The 20,272-nt window shown below is 71.1% G+C and carries 22 protein-coding genes and 1 pseudogene; 11 read left to right on the top strand and 12 right to left on the bottom strand.

Translation table 11 applies throughout. The features are described 5' to 3' along the window. Positions 1–15: 15 nt before the first annotated feature. From WG923_RS12500 to WG923_RS12455, 10 genes are all read right to left on the bottom strand, one after another. Entirely contained in the window at positions 16–1,131 is a 1,116-nt protein-coding gene (locus WG923_RS12500; RefSeq protein ID WP_340351290.1) for a YbdK family carboxylate-amine ligase, read from the bottom strand. 5 nt (positions 1,132–1,136) lie between these two features. After that, the gene (locus tag WG923_RS12495; protein ID WP_340351289.1) at positions 1,137–2,339 is read right to left on the bottom strand and encodes a cation:proton antiporter; all 1,203 of its coding nucleotides are present in this window, start codon (positions 2,337–2,339) and stop codon (positions 1,137–1,139) included. Beyond that, on the bottom strand, positions 2,339–3,295 hold the full coding sequence (locus tag WG923_RS12490; protein ID WP_340351288.1) for a DUF3014 domain-containing protein: 957 nt from the start codon (positions 3,293–3,295) through the stop codon (positions 2,339–2,341). Before WG923_RS12490 ends, WG923_RS12495 begins: the two co-directional genes overlap by 1 nt. A 135-nt stretch (positions 3,296–3,430) precedes the next feature. Then, positions 3,431–3,928, bottom strand: coding sequence for a hypothetical protein (locus WG923_RS12485; protein WP_340351287.1), 498 nt, complete (start codon positions 3,926–3,928; stop codon positions 3,431–3,433). Positions 3,929–3,989: 61 nt separating this feature from the next. Next, positions 3,990–4,247, bottom strand: coding sequence for a DUF5985 family protein (locus WG923_RS12480; protein WP_340351286.1), 258 nt, complete (start codon positions 4,245–4,247; stop codon positions 3,990–3,992). 3 nt (positions 4,248–4,250) lie between these two features. After that, positions 4,251–4,508 carry a DUF5985 family protein gene (locus WG923_RS12475; RefSeq protein ID WP_340351285.1) on the bottom strand — a complete coding sequence of 86 codons (258 nt, stop codon included), beginning with the start codon at positions 4,506–4,508 and terminating at the stop codon, positions 4,251–4,253. Next, positions 4,508–4,894, bottom strand: a complete 387-nt coding sequence (locus WG923_RS12470) for a hypothetical protein (RefSeq protein ID WP_340351284.1) — start codon at positions 4,892–4,894, stop codon at positions 4,508–4,510. The genes WG923_RS12475 and WG923_RS12470 overlap by 1 nt, the downstream gene beginning before the upstream one ends. A gap of 180 nt (positions 4,895–5,074) precedes the next feature. Continuing rightward, positions 5,075–5,686 carry a response regulator transcription factor gene (locus tag WG923_RS12465; protein ID WP_340351283.1) on the bottom strand — a complete coding sequence of 204 codons (612 nt, stop codon included), beginning with the start codon at positions 5,684–5,686 and terminating at the stop codon, positions 5,075–5,077. Further along, a complete protein-coding gene (locus tag WG923_RS12460; protein ID WP_340351282.1) occupies positions 5,683–7,308 on the bottom strand; it encodes an ATP-binding protein in 1,626 nt (541 codons plus the stop codon). Before WG923_RS12460 ends, WG923_RS12465 begins: the two co-directional genes overlap by 4 nt. A 49-nt stretch (positions 7,309–7,357) precedes the next feature. Continuing rightward, entirely contained in the window at positions 7,358–9,628 is a 2,271-nt protein-coding gene (locus WG923_RS12455; RefSeq protein ID WP_340351281.1) for an alpha,alpha-trehalose-phosphate synthase (UDP-forming), read from the bottom strand. Between the two features lie 159 nt (positions 9,629–9,787). On the opposite strand from WG923_RS12455, the gene pal reads away from it, so the two are divergent. Both pal and WG923_RS12445 read left to right on the top strand, forming a co-directional pair. After that, positions 9,788–10,336 carry a peptidoglycan-associated lipoprotein Pal gene (gene pal, locus WG923_RS12450; protein WP_340351280.1) on the top strand — a complete coding sequence of 183 codons (549 nt, stop codon included), beginning with the start codon at positions 9,788–9,790 and terminating at the stop codon, positions 10,334–10,336. A gap of 40 nt (positions 10,337–10,376) precedes the next feature. After that, positions 10,377–10,895, top strand: a complete 519-nt coding sequence (locus WG923_RS12445; RefSeq protein ID WP_340351279.1) for a MarR family winged helix-turn-helix transcriptional regulator — start codon at positions 10,377–10,379, stop codon at positions 10,893–10,895. Positions 10,896–11,053: 158 nt separating this feature from the next. Here the strand turns inward: WG923_RS12445 and WG923_RS12440 are convergent, their stop codons facing one another. Further along, entirely contained in the window at positions 11,054–11,695 is a 642-nt protein-coding gene (locus WG923_RS12440) for a hypothetical protein (RefSeq protein ID WP_340351278.1), read from the bottom strand. A gap of 226 nt (positions 11,696–11,921) precedes the next feature. Here WG923_RS12440 and WG923_RS12435 point away from each other — a divergent pair, with 226 nt between their 5' ends. The 3 genes and pseudogenes from WG923_RS12435 (at position 11,922) to WG923_RS12425 (ending at position 13,651) form a co-directional block, all read left to right on the top strand. Beyond that, positions 11,922–12,191: a hypothetical protein gene (locus tag WG923_RS12435; RefSeq protein ID WP_340351277.1), complete on the top strand. Its 270-nt coding sequence runs from the start codon at positions 11,922–11,924 to the stop codon at positions 12,189–12,191. A gap of 267 nt (positions 12,192–12,458) precedes the next feature. Beyond that, positions 12,459–12,635, top strand: a pseudogene (locus tag WG923_RS12430) (DapH/DapD/GlmU-related protein); the annotation flags it as partial. Positions 12,636–12,673: 38 nt separating this feature from the next. Then, positions 12,674–13,651, top strand: coding sequence for a quinone oxidoreductase family protein (locus WG923_RS12425; protein ID WP_340351276.1), 978 nt, complete (start codon positions 12,674–12,676; stop codon positions 13,649–13,651). A gap of 12 nt (positions 13,652–13,663) precedes the next feature. On the opposite strand, the gene WG923_RS12420 is transcribed toward WG923_RS12425, so the two are convergent. Continuing rightward, positions 13,664–14,239, bottom strand: a complete 576-nt coding sequence (locus WG923_RS12420; RefSeq protein WP_340351275.1) for a hypothetical protein — start codon at positions 14,237–14,239, stop codon at positions 13,664–13,666. Between the two features lie 147 nt (positions 14,240–14,386). Here WG923_RS12420 and WG923_RS12415 point away from each other — a divergent pair, with 147 nt between their 5' ends. From WG923_RS12415 to WG923_RS12390, 6 genes are all read left to right on the top strand, one after another. After that, on the top strand, positions 14,387–14,827 hold the full coding sequence (locus WG923_RS12415; protein ID WP_340351274.1) for a hemerythrin domain-containing protein: 441 nt from the start codon (positions 14,387–14,389) through the stop codon (positions 14,825–14,827). A gap of 86 nt (positions 14,828–14,913) precedes the next feature. Continuing rightward, on the top strand, positions 14,914–16,083 hold the full coding sequence (locus WG923_RS12410) for an acyl-CoA dehydrogenase family protein (RefSeq protein WP_340351273.1): 1,170 nt from the start codon (positions 14,914–14,916) through the stop codon (positions 16,081–16,083). A gap of 45 nt (positions 16,084–16,128) precedes the next feature. Continuing rightward, entirely contained in the window at positions 16,129–17,067 is a 939-nt protein-coding gene (locus WG923_RS12405) for a LysR family transcriptional regulator (RefSeq protein ID WP_340351272.1), read from the top strand. Positions 17,068–17,124: 57 nt separating this feature from the next. Next, positions 17,125–18,528, top strand: a complete 1,404-nt coding sequence (gene tcuA, locus WG923_RS12400; protein WP_340351271.1) for an FAD-dependent tricarballylate dehydrogenase TcuA — start codon at positions 17,125–17,127, stop codon at positions 18,526–18,528. Continuing rightward, the gene (gene tcuB, locus WG923_RS12395) at positions 18,515–19,663 is read left to right on the top strand and encodes a tricarballylate utilization 4Fe-4S protein TcuB (RefSeq protein ID WP_340351270.1); all 1,149 of its coding nucleotides are present in this window, start codon (positions 18,515–18,517) and stop codon (positions 19,661–19,663) included. The genes tcuA and tcuB overlap by 14 nt, the downstream gene beginning before the upstream one ends. Before the next feature lie 125 nt (positions 19,664–19,788). Then, positions 19,789–20,001, top strand: coding sequence for a hypothetical protein (locus WG923_RS12390; protein WP_340351269.1), 213 nt, complete (start codon positions 19,789–19,791; stop codon positions 19,999–20,001). The last annotated feature ends 271 nt before the right edge of the window (positions 20,002–20,272 follow it).

Here is a 20,272-nt window from a genome sequence, read left to right as displayed (position 1 = left end):
TCCCGGCCGGCCACGCTAGTCGCGAAAGCGCCGCAGCGCGACGTCGACCACGGCTTCCATGCTCCCGGCGTCGCCGCGCTGCTGCCGCAGCAGCGTGGCGTCGTTGCCCTCCCTGAGCATGCGCCGCACCTGGTCCAGCGCGTCGTCCGCCCGCAGGTCCGCCGCCACGCCGCGCAGCGCGGACACGGTGGCCTCGATGTCCTCGCGCAGGGTGAGCGAGGCATACGTCTTCGGGTGCACGATCGTGCCCTCCAGGCCGAAGCGGCAGGCCTGGAAGCGGTTGTAGTTGTAGACCAGGTAGTCCGTCTCCTCCGGCGCCGGCTCGCCGCGCTCGCGCAGCCACGCGCACAGTACCTGCAGGTAGCCCGCGAGGGCGGCGGCCCGCTCCACCGTCAGCGGGGTGTCGCACACCCGCAGTTCGATCGTGCCGTATTCCGGCTTGGGCCGGATGTCCCAGTAGAAGTCCTTCATGCTGCGCACGACGCCGGTGCGCTCCATGCGCGAGAAGTAATCGCCCTCGAACGCCGCCCAGTCGAGGGTGAACGGCGCCCGGCCGCTGAGCGGGAAGGCGAACACCGAGTTCAGCCGCGCCGAGCTGAACAGCGTGTCGTGCCGCTGCACGAACGGCGAGGACGCGGCCAGCGCGATGAAGTGCGGCACGTAGCGGTTCAGGGCGTGCAGCAGGAACAGGGCCTCGTCGCCGGACGTGCAGCCCACGTGCACGTGCTGCCCGAAGATGGTGAACTGCTTGGCCAGGTAGCCATAGAGCGCCGACACCTGGTTGAACCGGGGCTTGGGGAAGATCCGCCGCTCCGACCACTGCTGGAACGGGTGCGTGCCGCCGCCGCACACGCCGACGTTCAGCCGGTCGCCCGCGCCGGCAAGCGCCTGCCGGATCTCGCGCAGCTGCGCCAGCAGCGTGTCGTGCCGGTGGTGGATGGAGGTCGCGACTTCGATCATGCTCTCGGTGATCTCCGGCACCACCGTGCCGGGGAAGGGCCGGCGCTGCAGCACCTCCAGCATGTCGGAGCTGGCATGCGTGAGGTCGAAGTCGCTCAGGCTGACCAGCTGCAGCTCGAGCTCCACGCCGAGGGTCAGGGGCTCGGATTTCGCGAAGGGTTCCAGCGGCATCGTCCCTACTCCCGTGCCTTGCCGGGCTGCGGGTCCTGGACTTCGCCGGCCGCGCGCAGGGCCTGCTGCGTCGCGATCGGGCCCAGCCACTGCAGCAGCAGCGTGGCGGCGGCCACCGGGGCCACCGTGTCGATCAGGTCGATGCCCACGTGGCGGCTGTCCTCGAGCAGCAGCACCACGAAGGTGGACAGGGGCGTCATGGCCAGCGCCGTGAGCATGCCCTTGCGCAGGGTGGTGCCGCTCGCGCGCGCGAACGCGCTCATGGCCAGCACCTTGGCGGCGGCGCGCACCAGCACCAGCGCGGCGCCGAGCGGCAGCCCGGCCCACGCGCGCCGCCAGTCCGCGCTGGCGCCGACGTACACGAACAGGAAGACGATCAGCAGGTCGCCCAGCACGCCGAAGTTGCGCTGCGCCTGGCTCAGGGTCACGCGGCGGTGGCGCGCCACCAGCCCGAAGGCCAGCGTGGCGACGAGGGCCGACAGGTGCAGCAGGTGCGTCAGCGCCACCAGCAGCAGCACGGCGATGGCGAAGGCCACCGTGGCATCCGACTGGTAGCGGCCCACCAGCCGCAGCACCGGCGGCATGCCGCTGCCGAACGCGACGCCCAGGCCCATCGAGACCAGCACCACCACCGCGCTGTTCGACAGGGCCTTGACCGCATCGCCGGCGGTATCGAAGGTCCAGAAGCCGACGATGAACTTGAAGGCGAACACCGCGCACAGGCAGTTCACCGCGCTCAGGTGCAGCGCGCGCTCGGTCACCTGCCCGGAGCTGCGCAGGTCGTTGACCACGCGCGTCAGCGAGGCGGGCGAGGTGGCCGTGGCGATCGATGCGAGCAGCAGCGAGGTGAGCACGGCCGCACCCATCACCCGCGACAGCGCGTACACGGCGAGGAAGGACAGGGCGACGTCCAGCAGGCCGGTGGCGGCGAGCCAGGGGTTCTGCCGGAACCAGCGCAGGTTGATGCGGTAGCCGAATTCGAACAGGATGAGGCCGAAGGCGGTGTTGGCGATCAGCCCGCCGAGCCCGCCGCCGCCCGTGGGCATGAGGGCGAGCTGCGCGGGACCGAACAGGAAGCCCACCAGGGCATAGCTGGCGATGCGGGGAATGTTCCAGCGCTGCGCCAGCTCGCCCAGCAGCCAGGCGAGCGCGACGGCGACGGGCCACGCGAGGTCCAGGGCGGCGGGCAGCGCGTCCGGCATGGGCATCAGCGGCCCGGCGCCGGCGTGGATGCGGGGGCGGAGGCGGGCGCCGAAGCCGCCGGCGCCGCCGGCGCCACGGCCGCGGCCGGCGTGCCGCCGGAGACGATGCGCTCGCGCAGTTCGGCCAGCTTGGCCTTCAGCCGGCGTTCGTTCACCGGCCCGACGCGCACCAGGATCTTCTGGCCCGCCGCCAGGCCCTGCAGCCCGGGGTCGGCGAACTCGTAGCGCACCCACGGACGGGTGGAGGGAATCGGCCCCTTCACCTGCGTGAGCTGCAGGCGCGGCGCCTCGGCGGGTTCGGGCGTGGCCAGGAGCAGGTCGATCACCTCGATCACGCGGTCGTTGAAGTAGCGGTCGCCGAAGCCGAGTTCGCGATAGGCCTGCTGCAGCAGGGGGTACATCCGCCGGTACATCTTCGCCGCCCGCTCGACGTCGAGCGTCCCCACCAGCAGCACGAAAGGCGTGTACCGCGACGCGTTGTCGGCGGCGATGACCGGGCCGTCGGGCCGCTCCTCGACCGTGAACCGGCCGCCCGTGGGCAGCACCGGCCAGGCGGCAACGGGCGAATGCTCGCGGCCCAGGCTGTCGATGGTGGCGACGGCGCGCCGCGCGAAGCCGTCGGTCTGCAGGAAGGCGGTGACCGCCTTCGCCCCGAGCAGGTCGGCGAGGGCCGCCGGGATGTCCTCGCTGGCCAGCGGCAGCTCGCCCGCTTGCGGCAGCGGGTAACGGACGGTCGGCACGGCCGGCGCGGCCGGCGCGGAGGCCGGCGCCGCGGGAGCAGCGGTGACTGCAGCCGGCACGGGGCTCTCGCGGGGCTCCGGCCGCTGCGAGCGCCAGATCCACGCGACCACCACGCCGGCGATCACCAGGCCGGCGAGCAGCAGCAGGATGCCGGCGGCGCTCTCGGGCGGCCGTGCTGGCCGCTCCGCGGGTTCGGTCCTGAGTTCGGGTTCCGGTTTCATGGGCTGGGGCTGGCGGCGAAAAAAAAGCCCCGCGCGCCAGCGGGGCCATCGACCAACGGAAGAATCACGACGTTCCCACCCTGGGAACGGCACCAGTGTATGCATTGGCACAAATGCATGCAAGCGCCCCGTCCCTCACCGCGCCGGCCTGCGCAGGGCGATGCAGACGCCCGCGGCCACCGCGCCGAACAGGACGTGGTCGGCCAGGGTCACGGCCCGGATCGAGTCCGCGAACCAGGGGAAGGCCAGCGGCGCGACGAGCCCGAAATCCAGCGCGTACAGCGCCAGCCCGGTGGCCGCGCCCACCAGCACGCCGGTGCCGGGACGGCGGTGCCCGACCAGCACGGCCACGAGGCGGCCGAACACCATCGCCAGGGTGAAATGGATGATGAGCGCCATCCCGAAAACGGTGAAGCTCAACTCGGAGGGCGGCGGCGCCGCGTCCGGGCCCATCAGCATCGCGGCGATGCGCTGCAACGGCTCCGCCGCCCCGCCGGGATGGGCGGCCGCCGTCAAGGTCACCTGCGCGACCAGGTAGGCCGTGCCGGCGACTATGCCGCCGAGCACGCCGGCCACGGGCTCGGAAACGGCGCGGGGGGCCAGCGCGGCGAGGTTCAGGTCGGAAGCTTGCATCGGGTTGTCTCCGGTCGGCAGTGCATGGGGCGGGACCCGAGCGGAAGAAGGACGCGACGGCTCATCGCCGTCCCCGGTTCTTCTGCCAGATCGCCGCGACGATCAGGGCGTACGCCAGCAGGCGGACGAGGTAGAACAGCGGCTCCTGTTCGTCGGCATGGTTGATCAGCGCGAGGGCGACCCGGTTGGCGGCCTCCAGCCAGAACGAGCCGGCGAAGTACAGGAACAGCCGGTCGCGCGTCTGGTACCAGAAGCGGAAGAAGAACAGCCCCGCGAACAGCGAGCCGGCGGCGATGGCGCCCATGAGGAGCTGGTCCATGCGCTACTCCTCGCCCCAGACGAGGCCCACCAGCAGCAGCAGGACCGCCACGCCGGCGGCAACGAGCCGCCACATGCCGAGATCGACATCGGGGAAGAACAGCTTGTCCAGCACCAGCAGCACGTTGTTCACGGTGAGGAACAGGAAACACAGCGCGCTCCAGAACAGCAGCCCGGAGCGGGTCGCCCGGTAGCTGCGCCACAGCAGCACCAGGCAGCTCAGGCTGGTGAGCGCGCACAGCGAATAGATCACGGCCGCCATCAGCCCGCGTCCTTCTTCCACCGGAAGGCGTCGGCGAACTGGTGCGCGCGCTTTTCCACCCGGGAATGGATCAGGTCGGTGACTCCCACGAGGTTTTGCGAATACGTGGTGGCCAGCTCCTCGATGACCCCGGAGAGCTCCGGCGTCTTGGGCGAGAACAGGAAGCCGCCGCCGTCCGTCCTCACTGCAAGGCCCGACTGCTGCATGGCCTGGAGCAGTTCCAGCGCCTGGTTCTCCCCGATGTACAGCCGGCTCGCCACGTCGAAGGAGTCCCAGGCGCGCGCGGGATCGGAGCGCAGCAGCAACAAGGCCTCGAGGTACGGCACCGAGGGCAGGCTGGTCAGGATGAAACGACGGACCTCGTCGGGGACGGCTCTATTGGTCATCACCCGTTGTTCTTCTTCGAAGGTTCGGTTCGCGCAGGGCGGGCACTGAACGCAAGGCGGCAACAGCAGGAAAAAAAGGCGCCCCGGCGGGCGCCATCAGGTATCGCTCGAGCCCTTATTCTGCACCCCGCACCGCACGGATGGCCTGGCCGGCCCGTACGGGCGATCCCGCAGGCGCCGTCAACCGGGCCCGTTGGACACCTGCGCGATGCGAATCAGCTCCGCGAGGTTGCGGGCGCCGAGCTTGCTCATGACGCGCGACTTGTGCACTTCCACGGTGCGGGGGCTGATGCCCAGCTTCTCGCCGACCGTGCGGTTGTCGAAACCCTCCACCACCAGCGCCATCACCTCGCGCTCGCGCGCCGACAGCGCGGAGGCGGCGGGGCGGGTGCCGATCGAGGCCGCGTCGGGGGGCAGGCCGCTCATGGCGCGCTCGATGGAGGCCAGCAGGTGGGCGTGGTCGAAGGGCTTTTCCAGGAAATCGATCGCGTTGAACTTGAAGGCCTGCCGCGCGGCCGCGACGTCGCCGTGGGCGGTCACCACGATGACCGGCAGGCGCGAGGGGTGCTGCGCCAGGGCCTCCTGCATCTCGAGGCCCGACATCCCGGGCATGCGGATGTCCGCGATCACCACGCCGCGCCATTGCGGCTCCAGCGCGCGCAGGAAATCCTCCGCGCAGGCGAAGACGGCGGTGGGGTAGCCGCGCAGGCTGATCAGCAGCGCCAGGGCGTCGCGCACGGACGGATCGTCGTCGACGATGAACACCGTCTGTCGATGCAGGGCGGCGCTCATGACGGAACCCCCGCGGTCAGCGGCAGGCTGAAATGGAACTTGCCGCCCGGCCCCGTTTCGGCCCACAGCCGGCCGCCATGCGCCTCCACGATGGAGCGGCTGATCGCCAGCCCGACGCCCATGCCTCCCGGCTTTTCCGAACGACGGCTCTCGAACACGCGGCCGACCTCCACGGTGTCCAGTCCGCGCGCGCTGTCGACCACCGTGACGATGACCTCGTCGTCCGCCTGCAGCGCGCGGACGGTGACGCTGCGCTGCGCCGCAGGCCCGCCGCGATCCTCCGCCGCGGCATCGATCGCGTTGGCCAGCAGGTTGCGCAGGACCACGGCGATCTGCACCGGGTCCAGCCAGACCGGCGGCAGGCCCGGCGCACACGCCGAGTCGAGGTGCACGCCGAGGCTCTCGGCGCGCCTGGCCTGCGATTGCACGGCATCGGCGATCAGGTGGGAAATGTCGGTGGGCTGCAGCTCGGTGGAGCGGTCGCGGAAGAACTTGCGCAGGCGGTTGACCACCTCGCCGGCGCGCGTGGCCTCGTCGGCCAGCTTGTCGGTGACTTCCACCAGCGGCTCGACGGGCGCGTCCGGGTCGCTGCCGAGCCTGCGTGCCATCAGCTGCGAGGCGCGCGCATAGGTGCTCATCGCGGTGAGCGGCTGGTTCAGTTCGTGGGCGAGCGCCGCCGCCATGTCGCCGGCGGCGGCCAGGCGCAGCGAGGCCCGCAGCGCCTGCTGCGCCTCCTCGCGCTCGTCCACGGTGGCCCCCAGCAGCACGCCGGTGGAGGTCAGCGCCGCCATCAGCACCTGCAGCTCGAACACCGTCAGGGGCTGGTAGGGCGCGGTCTGCACCGCGAGCATCAGGAGCAGCTGCACCAGCGCGCCCGACCAGACCGCGCCGATGGCGCCGAAGCGCGCCGCCGCCCACACCACGGGCAGGAACAGCAGGTAGAAGTACTTGAACTGTTCCCCCGTGGGCTGGGCGAAGACCAGCACCATCGCCAGCCCCGTCACGGCCGCGATCAGCCACGCCTCGCCCGCCTGCAGCATCGCGCGGGTCGCGGCGGTGCGCTCGCGGCTGGCCAGCACCCACAGCATCGGCAGGGTGACGACCAGGCCCACGCCGTCGCCGATGAAGGCGCGGTGGATCACGGCGGGGATCCGCGCGGCGGGCACGACGTCGGTCGCCCATAGTGCCGCCGCCCGCAGCATGGCGCCCAGCAGCGAGCCGCAGGCCACGATCGCGAGGAACACCACCACGTCGCGCCGCGTCACGAGCGAAAGCCTCGGTGCGATCCAGTGCTTGAGCGCCGCGGCGGTGGCCGCGTAGCCCGCGGTCACCACGCCGGCGGAGAGCACCAGCGCCGGCCACGGCACCGGCTCGCTGCCGACCAGCGCCTCGCCCGAGGCGACCGCCACCCACACGAGCCACCAGCTGCGGGGCTGCCACAGCAGCAGGCCGACGGCGAGCGCCGCCTGGGGGTTCCAGGGCGTGATGTTCAGGCCGCGGGCCGGATAGATGAAGCTGATCCAGGCCAGCCCCACGTAGGCGGCGACATAAAGGATCATCCTGGCCACGCCGAGGCCCGCCCCCTGCCGCCATCCGGCGAGCCGTGCTGAAAGGCTTGACATGACGGCATTGTGAGCCTCTCCGTCGCCGGCGGCAGCGGCGTCGCCGTCCTCAGGGCCGCGACCTGCGGTTCAGCGGCACGATGGTCCCCGAACCGGAATGGCGCTGCAGGCGGGTGGACACGCGCTGGCGCAGGCGCAGGCGGGCGGCGTCGGACAGCATGCGCCCGGCCCACCGGTACACGTTGAATTCGTGCACCGTGCTGCGCAGGCTGGCCATGCGTTCGCGCTGTTCGGCCGGCGGCATGTTCAGGGCGTGGAACAGGGCGTCCGCGGTTTCCTCCACGTGGTACGGATTGACGATGAGGGCTTCGGTCAGTTCCCGCGCGGCGCCGGCGAAGCGGCTGAGGATCAGCACGCCCCGCTCGTCGTCGCGCGCCGCGATGAACTCCTTGCACACCAGGTTCATTCCGTCGTGCAGGCTGGTGACCAGGCAGACGTCCGCCGCGCGATAGAGCTTGGTCACCTCCTCGTGCTCGTGGTGCTGCGCCAGCAGGCGGATCACGGGTGCGTCCGGACGGCCGAAGCGCGCGTTGATGCGTGCGACCTGCGCGGTGATGCGCTCTTGGAACAGCCGGTACTCCTCGAGCGCGCTGCGCGAGGGCGCGGCCACCTGCACGAAGGTGAAGCGCTTCTGCCATTCGGGGTACTTCTCCAGCATGCGCTCCACCGCGTGCAGCCGCTCGAGGATGCCCTTGGTGTAGTCGAAGCGGTCCACGCCCACCGCGATGCGGTGGTCGCGCGGGATGCCCAGGCGCTCGGCCAGCTCGCTGCGGCACTGGCCGATGCTGGGCCATGTCTTCGCCTGTTCGGGCAGCGGCCATTCGATCGAGATCGGATACGCCTCCACGAAGGTCTGCGCGCCGCGGAAGGTGATCGTCGAGTGCTCGTGCTCGATGCGTGCCTCGAGGTAGCGGTCCACCGTTTCCATGAAGTTCTTGCAGTGGAACTGCGTGTGGAAGCCCATGATCGTGCTGCCCAGCATGCCCTCGAGGATTTCCGAGCGCCACGGGCAGATGCCGAACGATTCCGGGTTGGGCCAGGGGATGTGCCAGAAGCTCAGGATGGTGGCGCGCGGCAGCCGCTCGCGCACCATGGCGGGCAGCAGCGCGAAGTGGTAGTCCTGCACCAGCACCACCGGGTCCTCGCTGCGGGCCTCGGCGACCACCGCATCGGCGAACAGCCGGTTCACCTGGCGGTAGTGTTCCCAGTCCGATTCGCGGAACACCGGCCGCACGTGGGCCACGTGGCACAGCGGCCAGAGGCCTTCGTTGGCGAAGCCGTAGTAGTAGCCCTGTTCCTGCTCGGGGGTGAGCCAGAGGCGCCGGAGCTGGTATTCGTCCTGGCCGGGCGGCAGCGCGACGTGGTCGTGGCGGTCCACGGCCTCGCGGTCGGCGCTGCCGCTGCCGTGCGCGATCCAGGTGCCCGAGCAGGCGCGCATCACCGGCTCCACGGCCGTCACCAGGCCGCTGGCGGGGCGGCAGATCTCGATCCGGTCGCCGCGCCGCTCGTGCAGGTAGGGCTCGCGGTTGGAGACCACGATCACCTGGTCGCCGCGCATCTGCGTGCGCAGCAGCGTCTGCAGCCGGTGCGGCGTCCAGTCCGCGTCCGCGCCCTGCAGGCGCTTGTACTCGTCCTCCACCTCGCGCAGCCGCTCGCGCAGGTCGGCCGCCAGCGGCGCCAGCTCGGGAAAGGTCGGCGAGTTGGGCCGCAGCAGCCCTTCGCCGTGCAGCAGCGCGCGCGTCCCCGCGATCCAGCCGCGCCAGCTCAGTTGCGCGACGATCAGCGTGACCAGCGCGATCACGGCGCCGAGGCCCGCGATCAGGATCACGAGATAGCGCCGCGTGTCCTGGCTGCGCCGCTCGATGAAGCTCAGGTCGTGCATCAGCACCAGATCGCCCACCGGCCCCGCTTCGCCGTTGACGGGGTGCACGCTCACGTGTACCGGGCCGCCTTCGATGTGCAGGTTGGCGCCCTTGGCGTTCGCCAGGTCCGCCGCCTGCGCGCAGCTCATGTCCTTCGGGAAATGGTCGGTGCTGCGCAGCAGCTGGCCGGTGGGCGAGCACAGGCCGAGGGCGACCAGCCGTTCGTCCGTCACCGCGCGGTTGAACAGCGCCTGCAGCTTGCGGCCGCGCGCGTCGGTGGCCGCTTCGGCCACCGATTCGGACAGCGCATTGGCCACCAGCTCGCCGCGCATGTCGAGGTCGCGGGCGAACCAGCGCAGCGTGAGGCGGTCCATCACGGGCACCGCCAGGTAGGCGGCGCCGGCCAGGATCAGGATCAGCGGGATCAGGAAACGCAGTTGCAGTCCCAGTGTCTTCATGCGCGGCAGTCTGGCACGCGCGACGGGCCCGGCGGGCGCCGCGCGCGCCCGCTTCGGGTTCGCCCGTAAGGGGCGGCACGCAAACCGTTACTGCCGAGCGCGCAGGTTCATTTGCACCAATGCATATACTGGGCTCCTGCTTCCACTCCCGGCCCGAAGATGAATCCGATCCGATCGCTCCTTCCCCTCGCCCTGGCCGCCTTGCTTGCCGCCTGCAGCACCCCTCCCAAGCCGGCGGATGCGCCTGCGCCCGAAGCGGCGCTGCGGCCGAATCCGCCCGTGGTCGCGGTGACCCCGCCGGCACCGGCGACGGCTTCGCCCGCGCCGCGCACGGCCGCCCGGCCGGAGTACCTGGACCCCAACAGCCCGCTGGCGCGCCAGCGCAGCATCTTCTTCGACTACGACGACTTCGGCATCGGCCCCGAGGACCGCGCCGTGGTGCAGCTGCAGGGCGACTATCTCGCCAGCCACCCGGACGTGGCGGTGCGCCTGGAAGGCAATGCCGACGAGCGCGGCAGCGCGGAGTACAACCTGGCGCTCGGCAACAAGCGCGCCGAGGCCGTGCAGCGCGCGCTGCGGCTGCTGGGTGTGAAGGACAGGCAGGTGGAGGCCATCAGCTGGGGCGAGGAGAAGCCGCGCGCCACGGGCCACGACGAGGCCGCCTGGGCCCAGAACCGCCGGGTCGACATCGTCTACCCCCCGCGCTGAGGAGGCGGCCACGCGGCGTTCCCGGGTATCCTGCTCGCGCATGAGCCCGGCCGCGAAAACGATCCCGTCCCGACGCCAGACCCCGCAGCACCCGCCGGATGCGGCCGCGAAGGTGCTGCGGCGCTTCCGCGTGGTGTTCAACTCGGTCAAGACCCACTTCCGCGCCGTCGAGCGGACGTCCGGGATTTCGGGCGCGCAGGTGTGGGCGCTGAGCGTCGTCCACGCGCAGCCGGGGATCGGCGTCAACGAGCTGGCCCGGGCGATGGATGTGCACCAGTCCACCGCCAGCAACCTGGTGCGCGCCCTGCAGGAAGCAGGCATGGTCGTCTCCGAGCGCGAAGGCGAGGACCGGCGGGCCGTGCAGCTTCATGCGACGCCGCGCGGACGCAAGGCGCTGGCCCAGGCGCCGGGTCCGTTCGAAGGCGTGCTGCCCGGCGCCCTCAGGCAACTGGACGACAGGACGCTGGCGCGGCTCGATCGCGACCTGGCCTCCTTGATCCGGCTGCTCGGGCCTCAGGCGTCGGGCCGCAACGTGCCGCTGGGGGCGCGCGAGGACTAGTGTCCTGTCCCCGGCGTCGCGCGTGCAGTACGGCGTGAAGGAGAGGGGGACGTCGTGCGCTCCTGTCTGGCAGGAGCGGATTCTTCCGCTCGCCGGGGTTTTCGACGTGACGAAAGGGCTGCTTGCGCAGCCCTTTCGTTCAAGTGGAAGGATGGAGCTCAGGCGGTGCGGTGGCTGACCGCCTTCATGCCGGCCCAGGCGAGGGCGCCGAGGGCCACGAAGGGCATCGCGACCACGAAGGCGAGACCGGCGAAGGGCGCGGCCAGCAGCTTGAGCGCGAGCAGCGCGGCACCGGCCAGTCCGCTCGCCTGCCGTTCTTCGGCGGCGATCTCCACGTGCACCGCTGGCGCCTCAGCTTCTTCGGCAGCCGCCGGTTCTTCGACGTGGACGACGGCCACGCGACGGGACTTCCTCATCCCCTCGCCGGCGATCCACAGCAGCATGCCGAGGCCGACGAAGGGAAGCAGGACCGCGTAGGCCAGGCCGATGAAGGGCGAGGCCAGGAACAGCGCCATGTTCTTCAGCAGCCCCGGGATCCTGGCGATCGCCGCCGGGGTTTCGTACGCGGGCATCGGGCCGTTGAAGGCGAGAACGGTGCGCAGTGCTGTCATGATGTTCTCCGTTGGTGTTGCCAGGGTCAGAGCATCAGTCGTGCCATCGCCGAAGGCAGCGGCGGAACCGTTTGAAATCAAGCAGTTGCGCGAGCAGGCGGCGGTTCGCGGCGCTGCGCGGAAAGACCCGAAGTACATGCGCGGCATGCACCGCGGCCCGGTGCCGCCGTGGATCTGCAATGAAATCAAGGGCTTGTCGGTGTCTCGCGGCGCGGCCCGGGAACATGCACCCCGCGCTCCCCGGGCGAGGGGGCCCGACCTTCGGCCACGGGGCCGCCTCTTTGCGCTGGCGCCATCGCAGGCCGGCGTCCTACGCCAACGTTTGACAAGCCGGACGCCGCCAGCGCAGGCGCGCGCCGAAGAATGCGCCTCTACAGGGTCGCACCTTCGCGCGAACCGTCACGCAGGACCAGCCATGGCAGACGAAGCAGATCTCGCATTCGATTCCGAGCAGCGCCATCTGACGCATGCGCTGGCCGCGCAACGCCAGCGCGTCGGCGCGTTGCAGCCCGTGGGCAGCTGCCACAACTGCGGCAACAGCGACGGCCTGGAGCAGCGCCTGTTCTGCGACAGCGACTGCGCCGCGGACTGGGAGTACGAGGACGCGCTGCGCCGCCGGCTCGGCCTGCCGGGCGCGCAGGGCTACGCACGCGCGACGTCAGCGGCCGGATCGGCCGCGGCGTAGCGCGCCGTCCTCACCCGGCCGGCTTCTTCTTCTCCTCCTCTTCCTCCGCCGGGAGACCGGGAAGGTCGCCGGGTCGCGTGTCGCGCTGCAGTCTCAGCGCCTCCAGCACGCTGCGGGAACCTTCCCCGGTTCTCGGCGGCGACCTGGCGGGCGGTATCTTCTGCTGCGGGGGCTGCGGGGGCTGCGCTGGCGAGTTCGCGGCCCGCGGTGTCGACTTGCGTCGGTGGTGCATCCGGCAAGTCTCACGGATGAGCTTGCGCGCTTCAAGGAACGAACGTGCCGATCGGCTCGGACGTGATGATCGGCGGGGCGGCGGTGATCCTGCCGGGGGTGACCATCGGTGACCGCGCCGTGATCGGTGCGGGCAGCGTGGTCACGCGCGACATCCCCGCCGGCGTGTTCGCGGGCGGCAACCCCTGCCGCGTCATCCGCCCGGTGCCCTGAAGCGCCGACAATCCCGCCATCGAACGGAAAGGCGGCAGATGGCAGAGGCGATCCTGGTGCGGGAATATGGCGGCCCCGAGGTCCTGCAGGCGGACAGCGTCGACGTGGGCGAGCCGGGCGAAGGCGAGCTGCGCCTGCGCCAGACCTTCGCGGGCGTGAACTTCCACGATGTCTACGTGCGCTCCGGGCTGTACCGCACGCTCACGCCGCCGGGGGTGCCCGGCATCGAGGCCGTCGGCGTGGTCGAACAGGTCGGCCCGGGCGTCGAGGGCTGGCGTCCCGGCGACCGCGTCGCCTATGCCACCCGTTCCTATGGCTGCTATGCGAGCGAGCGGCTGCTGCCGGCGCGCATCGCGCTGAAGCTGCCCGACGCCATCGACGACCGCACGGCCGCCGCGGTGCTGCTCAAGGGCCTCACCGTCGACATGCTGGTGCACCGCGTGCATCGCATCGCGCCGGGGCAGTGGGTGCTGGTGCAGGCGGCCGCCGGCGGCGTGGGCCAGCTGCTGGCGCAGTGGGCGACGCACCTGGGCGCGCGCGTGATCGGCACGGTCGGCTCGCCGGAGAAGGTGGAGATCGCCCGGGCGGCCGGCTGCAGCGAGGTGATCCTGTACCGCGAAGAGGACGTGGCTGCCCGCGTGGCCGCGATCACGCAAGGCCGCGGGGTCGACGTGGCCTACGACGGCGTGGGCCGCGACAGCTTCGCGGGCTCGCTCGGCTCGCTGGCGATGTGCGCGCACCTGGTCAACTTCGGCCAGGCCTCGGGGCCGGTGCCGCCGGTGGCGATGAGCGAACTGCAGGCCCGCAGCACGACCCTGTCGCGGCCGGTCGTCTTCCACTACGCGGCGCAGCGCGAGGCGCTGCAGGCCATGGCGCAGTCGCTCTTCGGGGCCCTGGCGGGTGGCTGGCTGAAGGTGGAGGCGCCGATCGAATTCCCGCTCGCCGACGCGGCGGCGGCGCATGCCTTGCTGGAGTCGCGCGCGGCCACGCGCGGGATCGTGCTGCGGGTGGAGTGATCCGAAAGGCTGCTAGGGCTTCCAGCCCCTGACCATGTCCACGAACGCGCCGCGGTTGGCGTCCACGGTCGCACGGTCGCCGTGCAGCTGGAAGATCACGTTGCCTTCCGGCGCTTCGACCACCGCGGCGAGCAGCTTCTGGTCCGGCCGGGGCGCGCCGTTGATGCCGCCCACGCCGCGCGCATACGTCCCCGCGAGTTCCACCAGCGTGACGGGCAGGCCGCCGGTGGTGAACGCCTCGGTCCTGGGACTCACCGGCTTGCCGTCGGGGCCCGCGAACTGCGAGGTCCAGCGCGCGATGTTGGCCGCGGCGCTGCCGCCCTGGCCGGCGCCGAAGTGGAACACGACCACCTCGCCATCGCCGGCGCCCGATGCCGCCGGCACGCGGAACTGTGCGAGCCGGAAACTGCTGGCGGGCGGCTGCGGCTGCCACTGCGCGGGCACGGGCACGGAGTAGCGCAGCAGCGCCACGCGCTCGGCCGCCGCGCAGCCTTGCGCCAGCAGCGCGCCGGCGAGCAGGCCAGCGACAGCGAAACGGCGGCGCGAGGACAGCGCGCCGTTGCTCCCGGCCAGGATCCACAGTGCCATGGCGCGAGGATAGCCGACGCCGCCGTGGCTGGTGGGTGGCGGAGCGCGCGTCGGTTGCGGCCTACATGCGGACTGCCCGCAGCCGGGTTGCGATGCGGCGCGGGGCGCGTACCTTGGGGGGTCGAAACGATCCCAGGAGAAAACAAGATGCCCCAGCAGGACGCCATCACATTGCTCGACGCCGACCACAACAAGGTCGCGGCGCTGTTCCAGCAGTACAAGGCCGCCCACGACGACAACCGCAAGCGCCTCCTCGCGCAGCAGATCTGCCAGGAACTCACGGTGCACGCGCAGATCGAGGAGGAGATCTTCTATCCCGCCTTCGGCCGCGCCACGGGGGACCAGCAGCTGCTGCAGCACTCGAAGAAGGAGCACCAGGAAGCGCGCGAGCTGATCGCCCGCGTCGAGAGCACGCCCACCGACGCCCGGCTGATGCTGGAACTCGAGGATGCCATCCTGCACCACGTGAACGACGAGCGGGAGAAGATGTTCCCCGAGGCGCGCAAGGCCAAGGGCCTCGACCTCCTGCAGCTCGGCCTCCAGCTCGAGGCCCGCAAGACCGAGCTGATGGCACCGCACCCGGCCTGACGACCGGCGTCTTCCCGCAGCCGGCGCGCGGGCTGCGGCCGGCGGGGAAGGCGAGGCGGGTGTCGCCTGGCGCATCATTACGCCCCATGAACACCCAGATCCCCGCTCCCGACGCGTACCAGGAAATCCGCGAAGCGCTGCGCGACCTGTGCGGCCGCTACGACTCCGCCTACTGGCAGAAGATCGACGCCGACCGCGGCTATCCCGAAGCCTTCGTGGACGCGCTCACCGAGGCCGGCTGGATGGCGGCGCTGATCCCGTCCGAATTCGGCGGCTCGGGCCTGGGCCTGGCCGAGGCGTCCGTGATCATGGAGGAGATCAACTTCTCCGGCGGCAACTCCGGCGCGCTGCACGGCCAGATGTACAACATGAACACCGTGCTGCGCCACGGCTCGGCCGCGCAGAAGCAGCAGTACCTGCCCGCCATCGCCAGCGGCAAGCTGCGGCTGCAGTCCATGGCCGTGACGGAGCCCACCACGGGCACCGACACCACCCAGCTCAAGACGACCGCCGTGCGCAAGGGCGACCGCTACGTCGTCAACGGGCAGAAGGTCTGGATCTCGCGCATCCAGCACTCGGACCTGATGATCCTGCTGGCACGCACCACGCCGCTGGCCGAGGTGAAGAAGAAGAGCGAGGGCATGAGCATCTTCCTGGTCGACCTGCACCAGGCCATCGGCCACGGCATGACCGTGCGGCCGATCCCGAACATGGTGAACCACGAGACCAACGAGGTGTTCTTCGACAACCTCGAGATCCCGGCGGAGAACCTGATCGGCTCCGAAGGCCACGGCTTCCGCTACATCCTCGACGGCCTGAACGCGGAACGCACGCTGATCGCGGCCGAGTGCATCGGCGACGCGTACTGGTTCGTGAACAAGGCGCGCAGGTACGCCGGCGAGCGCGTGGTGTTCAACCGGCCCATCGGGCAGAACCAGGGCGTGGCCTTCCCGATCGCCGATGCCTACATCGAAACGGAAGCGGCGAACCTGATGCGCTTCAAGGCGTGCACGTTGTTCGATGCGCACAAGCCCTGCGGCGCCGAAGCGAACATGGCCAAGTACCTGGCAGCCAAGGCCTCGTGGGAAGCCGCCAACGTGTGCCTGCAGACGCACGGCGGCTTCGGCTTCGCGCACGAATACGACGTGGAGCGCAAGTTCCGCGAGACCCGCCTGTACCAGGTGGCGCCGATCTCCACCAACCTGATCTACTCGTACGTCGCCGAGCACCTGCTCGGGCTGCCCAGGAGCTTCTGAGGCGGCCATCACGGGAACTGATCGCGAGCGGTGTACGCTCGCGGGATGGAACTGCGGCAGCTTCGGTACTTCGTGCGGATCGTCGAATCGGGCAGCATGAGCCGGGCGGCGATCGAGCTGGAGGTGGTGCAGTCGGCGCTCAGCCAGCAGGTCGCGCGGCTGGAGGGCGAGCTGGCCACGCGGCTGCTGCAACGCACGTCCAAGGGCGTGGTCCCCACCGAGGCCGGCCTGGCGTTCTTCCGCGAGGCGCAGCTGGCGCTGCGGCACGCCGACGAGGCCGCGCGCGCGGCGCAGCAGGCGCGGCTGTCCGGCAGCGTCAGCGTGGGGCTGGCGCCGACCACCGCCTCGGTGCTCGGCCTGCCGCTGATGCAGGCGGTGCGCGAGCGCTATCCGGACGTGCGGCTGCACATGGTGGAAAGCCTCTCGGGCCACCTGTCTGCCATGCTCAATGCACGCCAGCTCGATCTGGCGGTGCTGTTCGACACCGATCCGGGCCGGCGCTGGAGCGTCACGCCGCTGGTGGAGGAGAAGCTGTTCCTGATCCGCGCCCGGGCCGGCCAGCGCGAGCCGCTGCCGGCGCGCATCCGCCTGGCGCAGCTCGGGGAACTGCCCCTGATCCTGCCCAGCGGCCCGCACGGCCTGCGCGCCACGCTGGACGCCGCCTTCTCCGGCCGCCGGCTGCGGCGCTTGCTGCCGATGGAGGTCGACTCCCTGGCGATGGTGATGGACGCGGTGCGCGCCGGCCTGGGCTGCACGATCCAGCCGCGCGCGGCGCTGGCCCGCTTTGCCGACGCGGGGGAGGCTTTCGAGCTGGCCGAGATCGCCGACGCCCGGGTGCGGCGCCTGAATTCGCTGTGCAGCCTCTCGGACGACGAACTTTCGCCCGCCGGCCTCGCGGTGCGGGTGGTGCTGGCGCAATCCGCCCGCGCGCTGGTGGAGGCCGGCCAGTGGGCGGGTGCGCGCTGGAGCCATCACGCTTCGTGATACCGGGCTGAGTCCTCGCGGCTGGCGCTGGGCGAACGGCTCGCCTACAGTTTGACCATGCACGACGTCCTCGTCATCGGTGGCGGCAATGCCGCCCTCTGCGCAGCACTCATGGCCCGCGAAGCCGGCGCCAGCGTGCTGCTGCTCGAAGCCTCCCCGCGCGAATGGCGGGGCGGCAATTCCCAGCACACCCGCAACCTGCGCTGCATGCACGACGCACCGCAGGACGTGCTGCTGGACGCCTATCCGGAAGAGGAGTTCTGGCAGGACCTGCTGAAGGTCACCGGCGGCAACACGGACGAGCGCCTGGCGCGCCTCGTGATCCGCGCTTCCTCCACCTGCCGGCCGTGGATGCGCAGGCACGGCGTGCGCTTCCAGCCCTCGCTGGCGGGCACGCTGCACCTGTCGCGCACCAACGCCTTCTTCATGGGCGGCGGCAAGGCGCTGGTCAACGCCTACTACCGCAGCGCGGCGAACCTGGGCGTGGAGGTCCGCTACGAATCGCCGGTGGACCGGCTGGAACTGCGCGCGGGACGTTTCGTCGCCGCGTACGTGCAGGGCCAGCGCATCGAGGCGAAGGCCTGCGTGCTGGCCGCCGGCGGCTTCGAATCGAACCGCGAATGGCTGCGCGAGGCCTGGGGACGCAACGAGCGCGGCGAATGGCCGGCGGACAACTTCCTGATCCGCGGCACCCGCTTCAACCAGGGCGTGCTGATCCGGCACATGACGCAGCAGGGTGCCGACATCATCGGCGACCCCACGCAGGCTCACTGCGTGGCGATCGACGCCCGGGCGCCGCTGTACGACGGCGGCATCGTCACGCGCGTGGACGCGGTCTCTCTGGGCGTGATGGTCAACCGCGACGCCGAACGCTTCTACGACGAGGGCGAGGACTTCTGGCCCAAGCGCTACGCGATCTGGGGCCGGCTGGTGGCCCTGCAGCCGGGGCAGATCGGCTACTGCATCATCGACAGCCAGGCCATCGGCCGCTTCATGCCGCCGGTGTTCCCCGGCGTGCAGGCGGGCAGCCTGCCCGAACTGGCCCGCGCGCTGGGCCTGCCCGAACAGCGCTTCATGCAGACCCTCACCGACTACAACGCCGCCTGCCGCGTCGGCAGCTTCGACCACACGGTGCTGGACGACTGCCACACCGAAGGCCTCGCCCCGCCCAAGACGCACTGGGCGCGCCCGATCGTCCAGCCGCCGTTTTTCGGCTACGCGCTGCGCCCGGGCATCACCTTCACCTACCTGGGGCTGAAGACCGACGAGCAGGCCCGCGTGTACTTCGGCGGCGCCGCGAGCGACAACCTGTTCGTGGCCGGCGAGATGATGGCCGGCAACGTGCTGGGCCAGGGCTACACGGCCGGCGTGGGCATGAGCATCGGCACGGCCTTCGGCCGCATCGCCGGCACGCAAGCGGCGCACGCCGCGCGCAAGGAGGCCGCCCATGCAGTCGCTTGACGCGCTGGCGCGCGAAGCCGTGGCGCTGGCCGAAGGCCCCCCGGCCGTCGACGAGGTCGCGAGGCAGCTGCAGATCTGCAATGCCTGCCGCTACTGCGAGACCTTCTGCGCCGTGTTCCCGGCGATGACGCGCCGCCTCGATTTCGCCGCCGCCGACGTGCACTACCTGGCCAACCTGTGCCACAACTGCGGCGCCTGCCTGCACGCCTGCCAGTACGCGCCGCCGCACGAATTCGCGGTGAACGTGCCGCGCGCGATGGCGCAGGTGCGCCGGGAGACCTACACCGGATACGCATGGCCGCGCGCACTCGGCGGCCTGTACCGCCGCAACGGCGTGACGCTGGCGCTGGCCACCGCCGGCGGCCTCGCCCTGTTCCTCGTGCTGCTGCTCGCCATGCATGGCAGGCTGTGGCATGCCCCGATGGCGGGAAATTTCTACGCGGTCTTCCCCCATGCGATGCTGGGCTGGATGTTCGGCGCCGCCTTCCTGTTCGCGCTGGTCGCATTGGGCGTCGGCGCGGCGCGCTTCTGGCGCGGCCAGTCGCCGGGGCCGGTCGGCGCCAGCGCGGCGGCCGAGGCGACGCGCAACGTGCTCGCGCTCACCTACCTGGACGGCGGCCACGGCGACGGCTGCAACGAGAAGGACGACGCCTTCACGCTGGCGCGCCGGCGCTTCCACCATTTCACCTTCTACGGCTTCCTGCTTTGCTTCGCGGCGACCTGCGTGGCCACGCTGTATCACTACGTGCTGGGACTGCATGCGCCGTATCCGGTGACGAGCCTGCCGGTGCTGCTCGGGACGCTCGGAGGCATCGGCCTGCTGGTCGGGCCCGCCGGCCTGCTGTGGCTGAACCTGCGCCGCCACCCGCTGCATGGCGATCCGCGGCAGCGGCCCATGGACCGCGCCTTCATCGTGTTGTTGTTCGCCACCAGCCTCACGGGCCTCGCCTTGCTGGCCTGGCGCGACACGGGTGCGATGGCGCTGCTGCTGGCGCTGCATCTCGGCACCGTGCTGGCGCTGTTCCTCACCCTGCCGTACGGCAAGTTCGCGCATGCGGTGTACCGCGCTGCGGCGCTGCTCAAGTACCAGGTGGAGCGCCGGCAGCCGAGCCGCCTGCAACTCGGATCCGACTAGGGTTGCGGCGGCACTGGGGCACTCACCACCGGCGCTGCGGTGCAGCACGGACGGGCTGCGGTTGACCTGCCGCAATCGCTGGCCCGGCTTATGCGTGAGCATCGAGGCACAGAACGGAGACCGCCATGTTCGCCTCGTCCCAGTACCCTGTTGCCGGCGCGCCCGAGCGCACCCGCGAGCGCGGCGCCGCCCTGCACGCCGGCGAGGGCCGCGAGTGCGAAGCCTCCCGCAGGGCGACCGTGTCGCTGCTGCTGCCCGACGGCCGCCCCGGCGCATGGCTGCTGCTGCTGGCCGGTTCCTGCGTGTACGTCGTGGTCCAGGCCTGCGCCCTGGGCTGAGCTTCCCCGGATCCGGGGAAGGCGCCCCGCCGTTTCCCCAAAAAAAGAGCCCGGCGCACCGCGCCGGGCTTTGTAGCGGGCCCCGCTTGCACACAGAGCCCGTCCCCACGACATCCCAGAAACCCCACAGCCGGATGAATCGGATTCGTCACAACTGTTTCAAGAAGTATCGACGAGGGAAACCGTTTTGACCAGCCCGCTGACTCCTCATTTCGGCCCGCCTGTCAGCCGCACCAAAGAAAAAGCCCCGCCGTGCTCGGCGGGGCTGGTG

The organism is Ramlibacter sp. AN1133, assembly GCF_037890035.1.
Classification (GTDB): domain Bacteria; phylum Pseudomonadota; class Gammaproteobacteria; order Burkholderiales; family Burkholderiaceae_C; genus Ramlibacter.
Note: the sequence above shows the minus strand (reverse complement) of the source record. Positions and strands in the feature narration are given on the sequence as shown.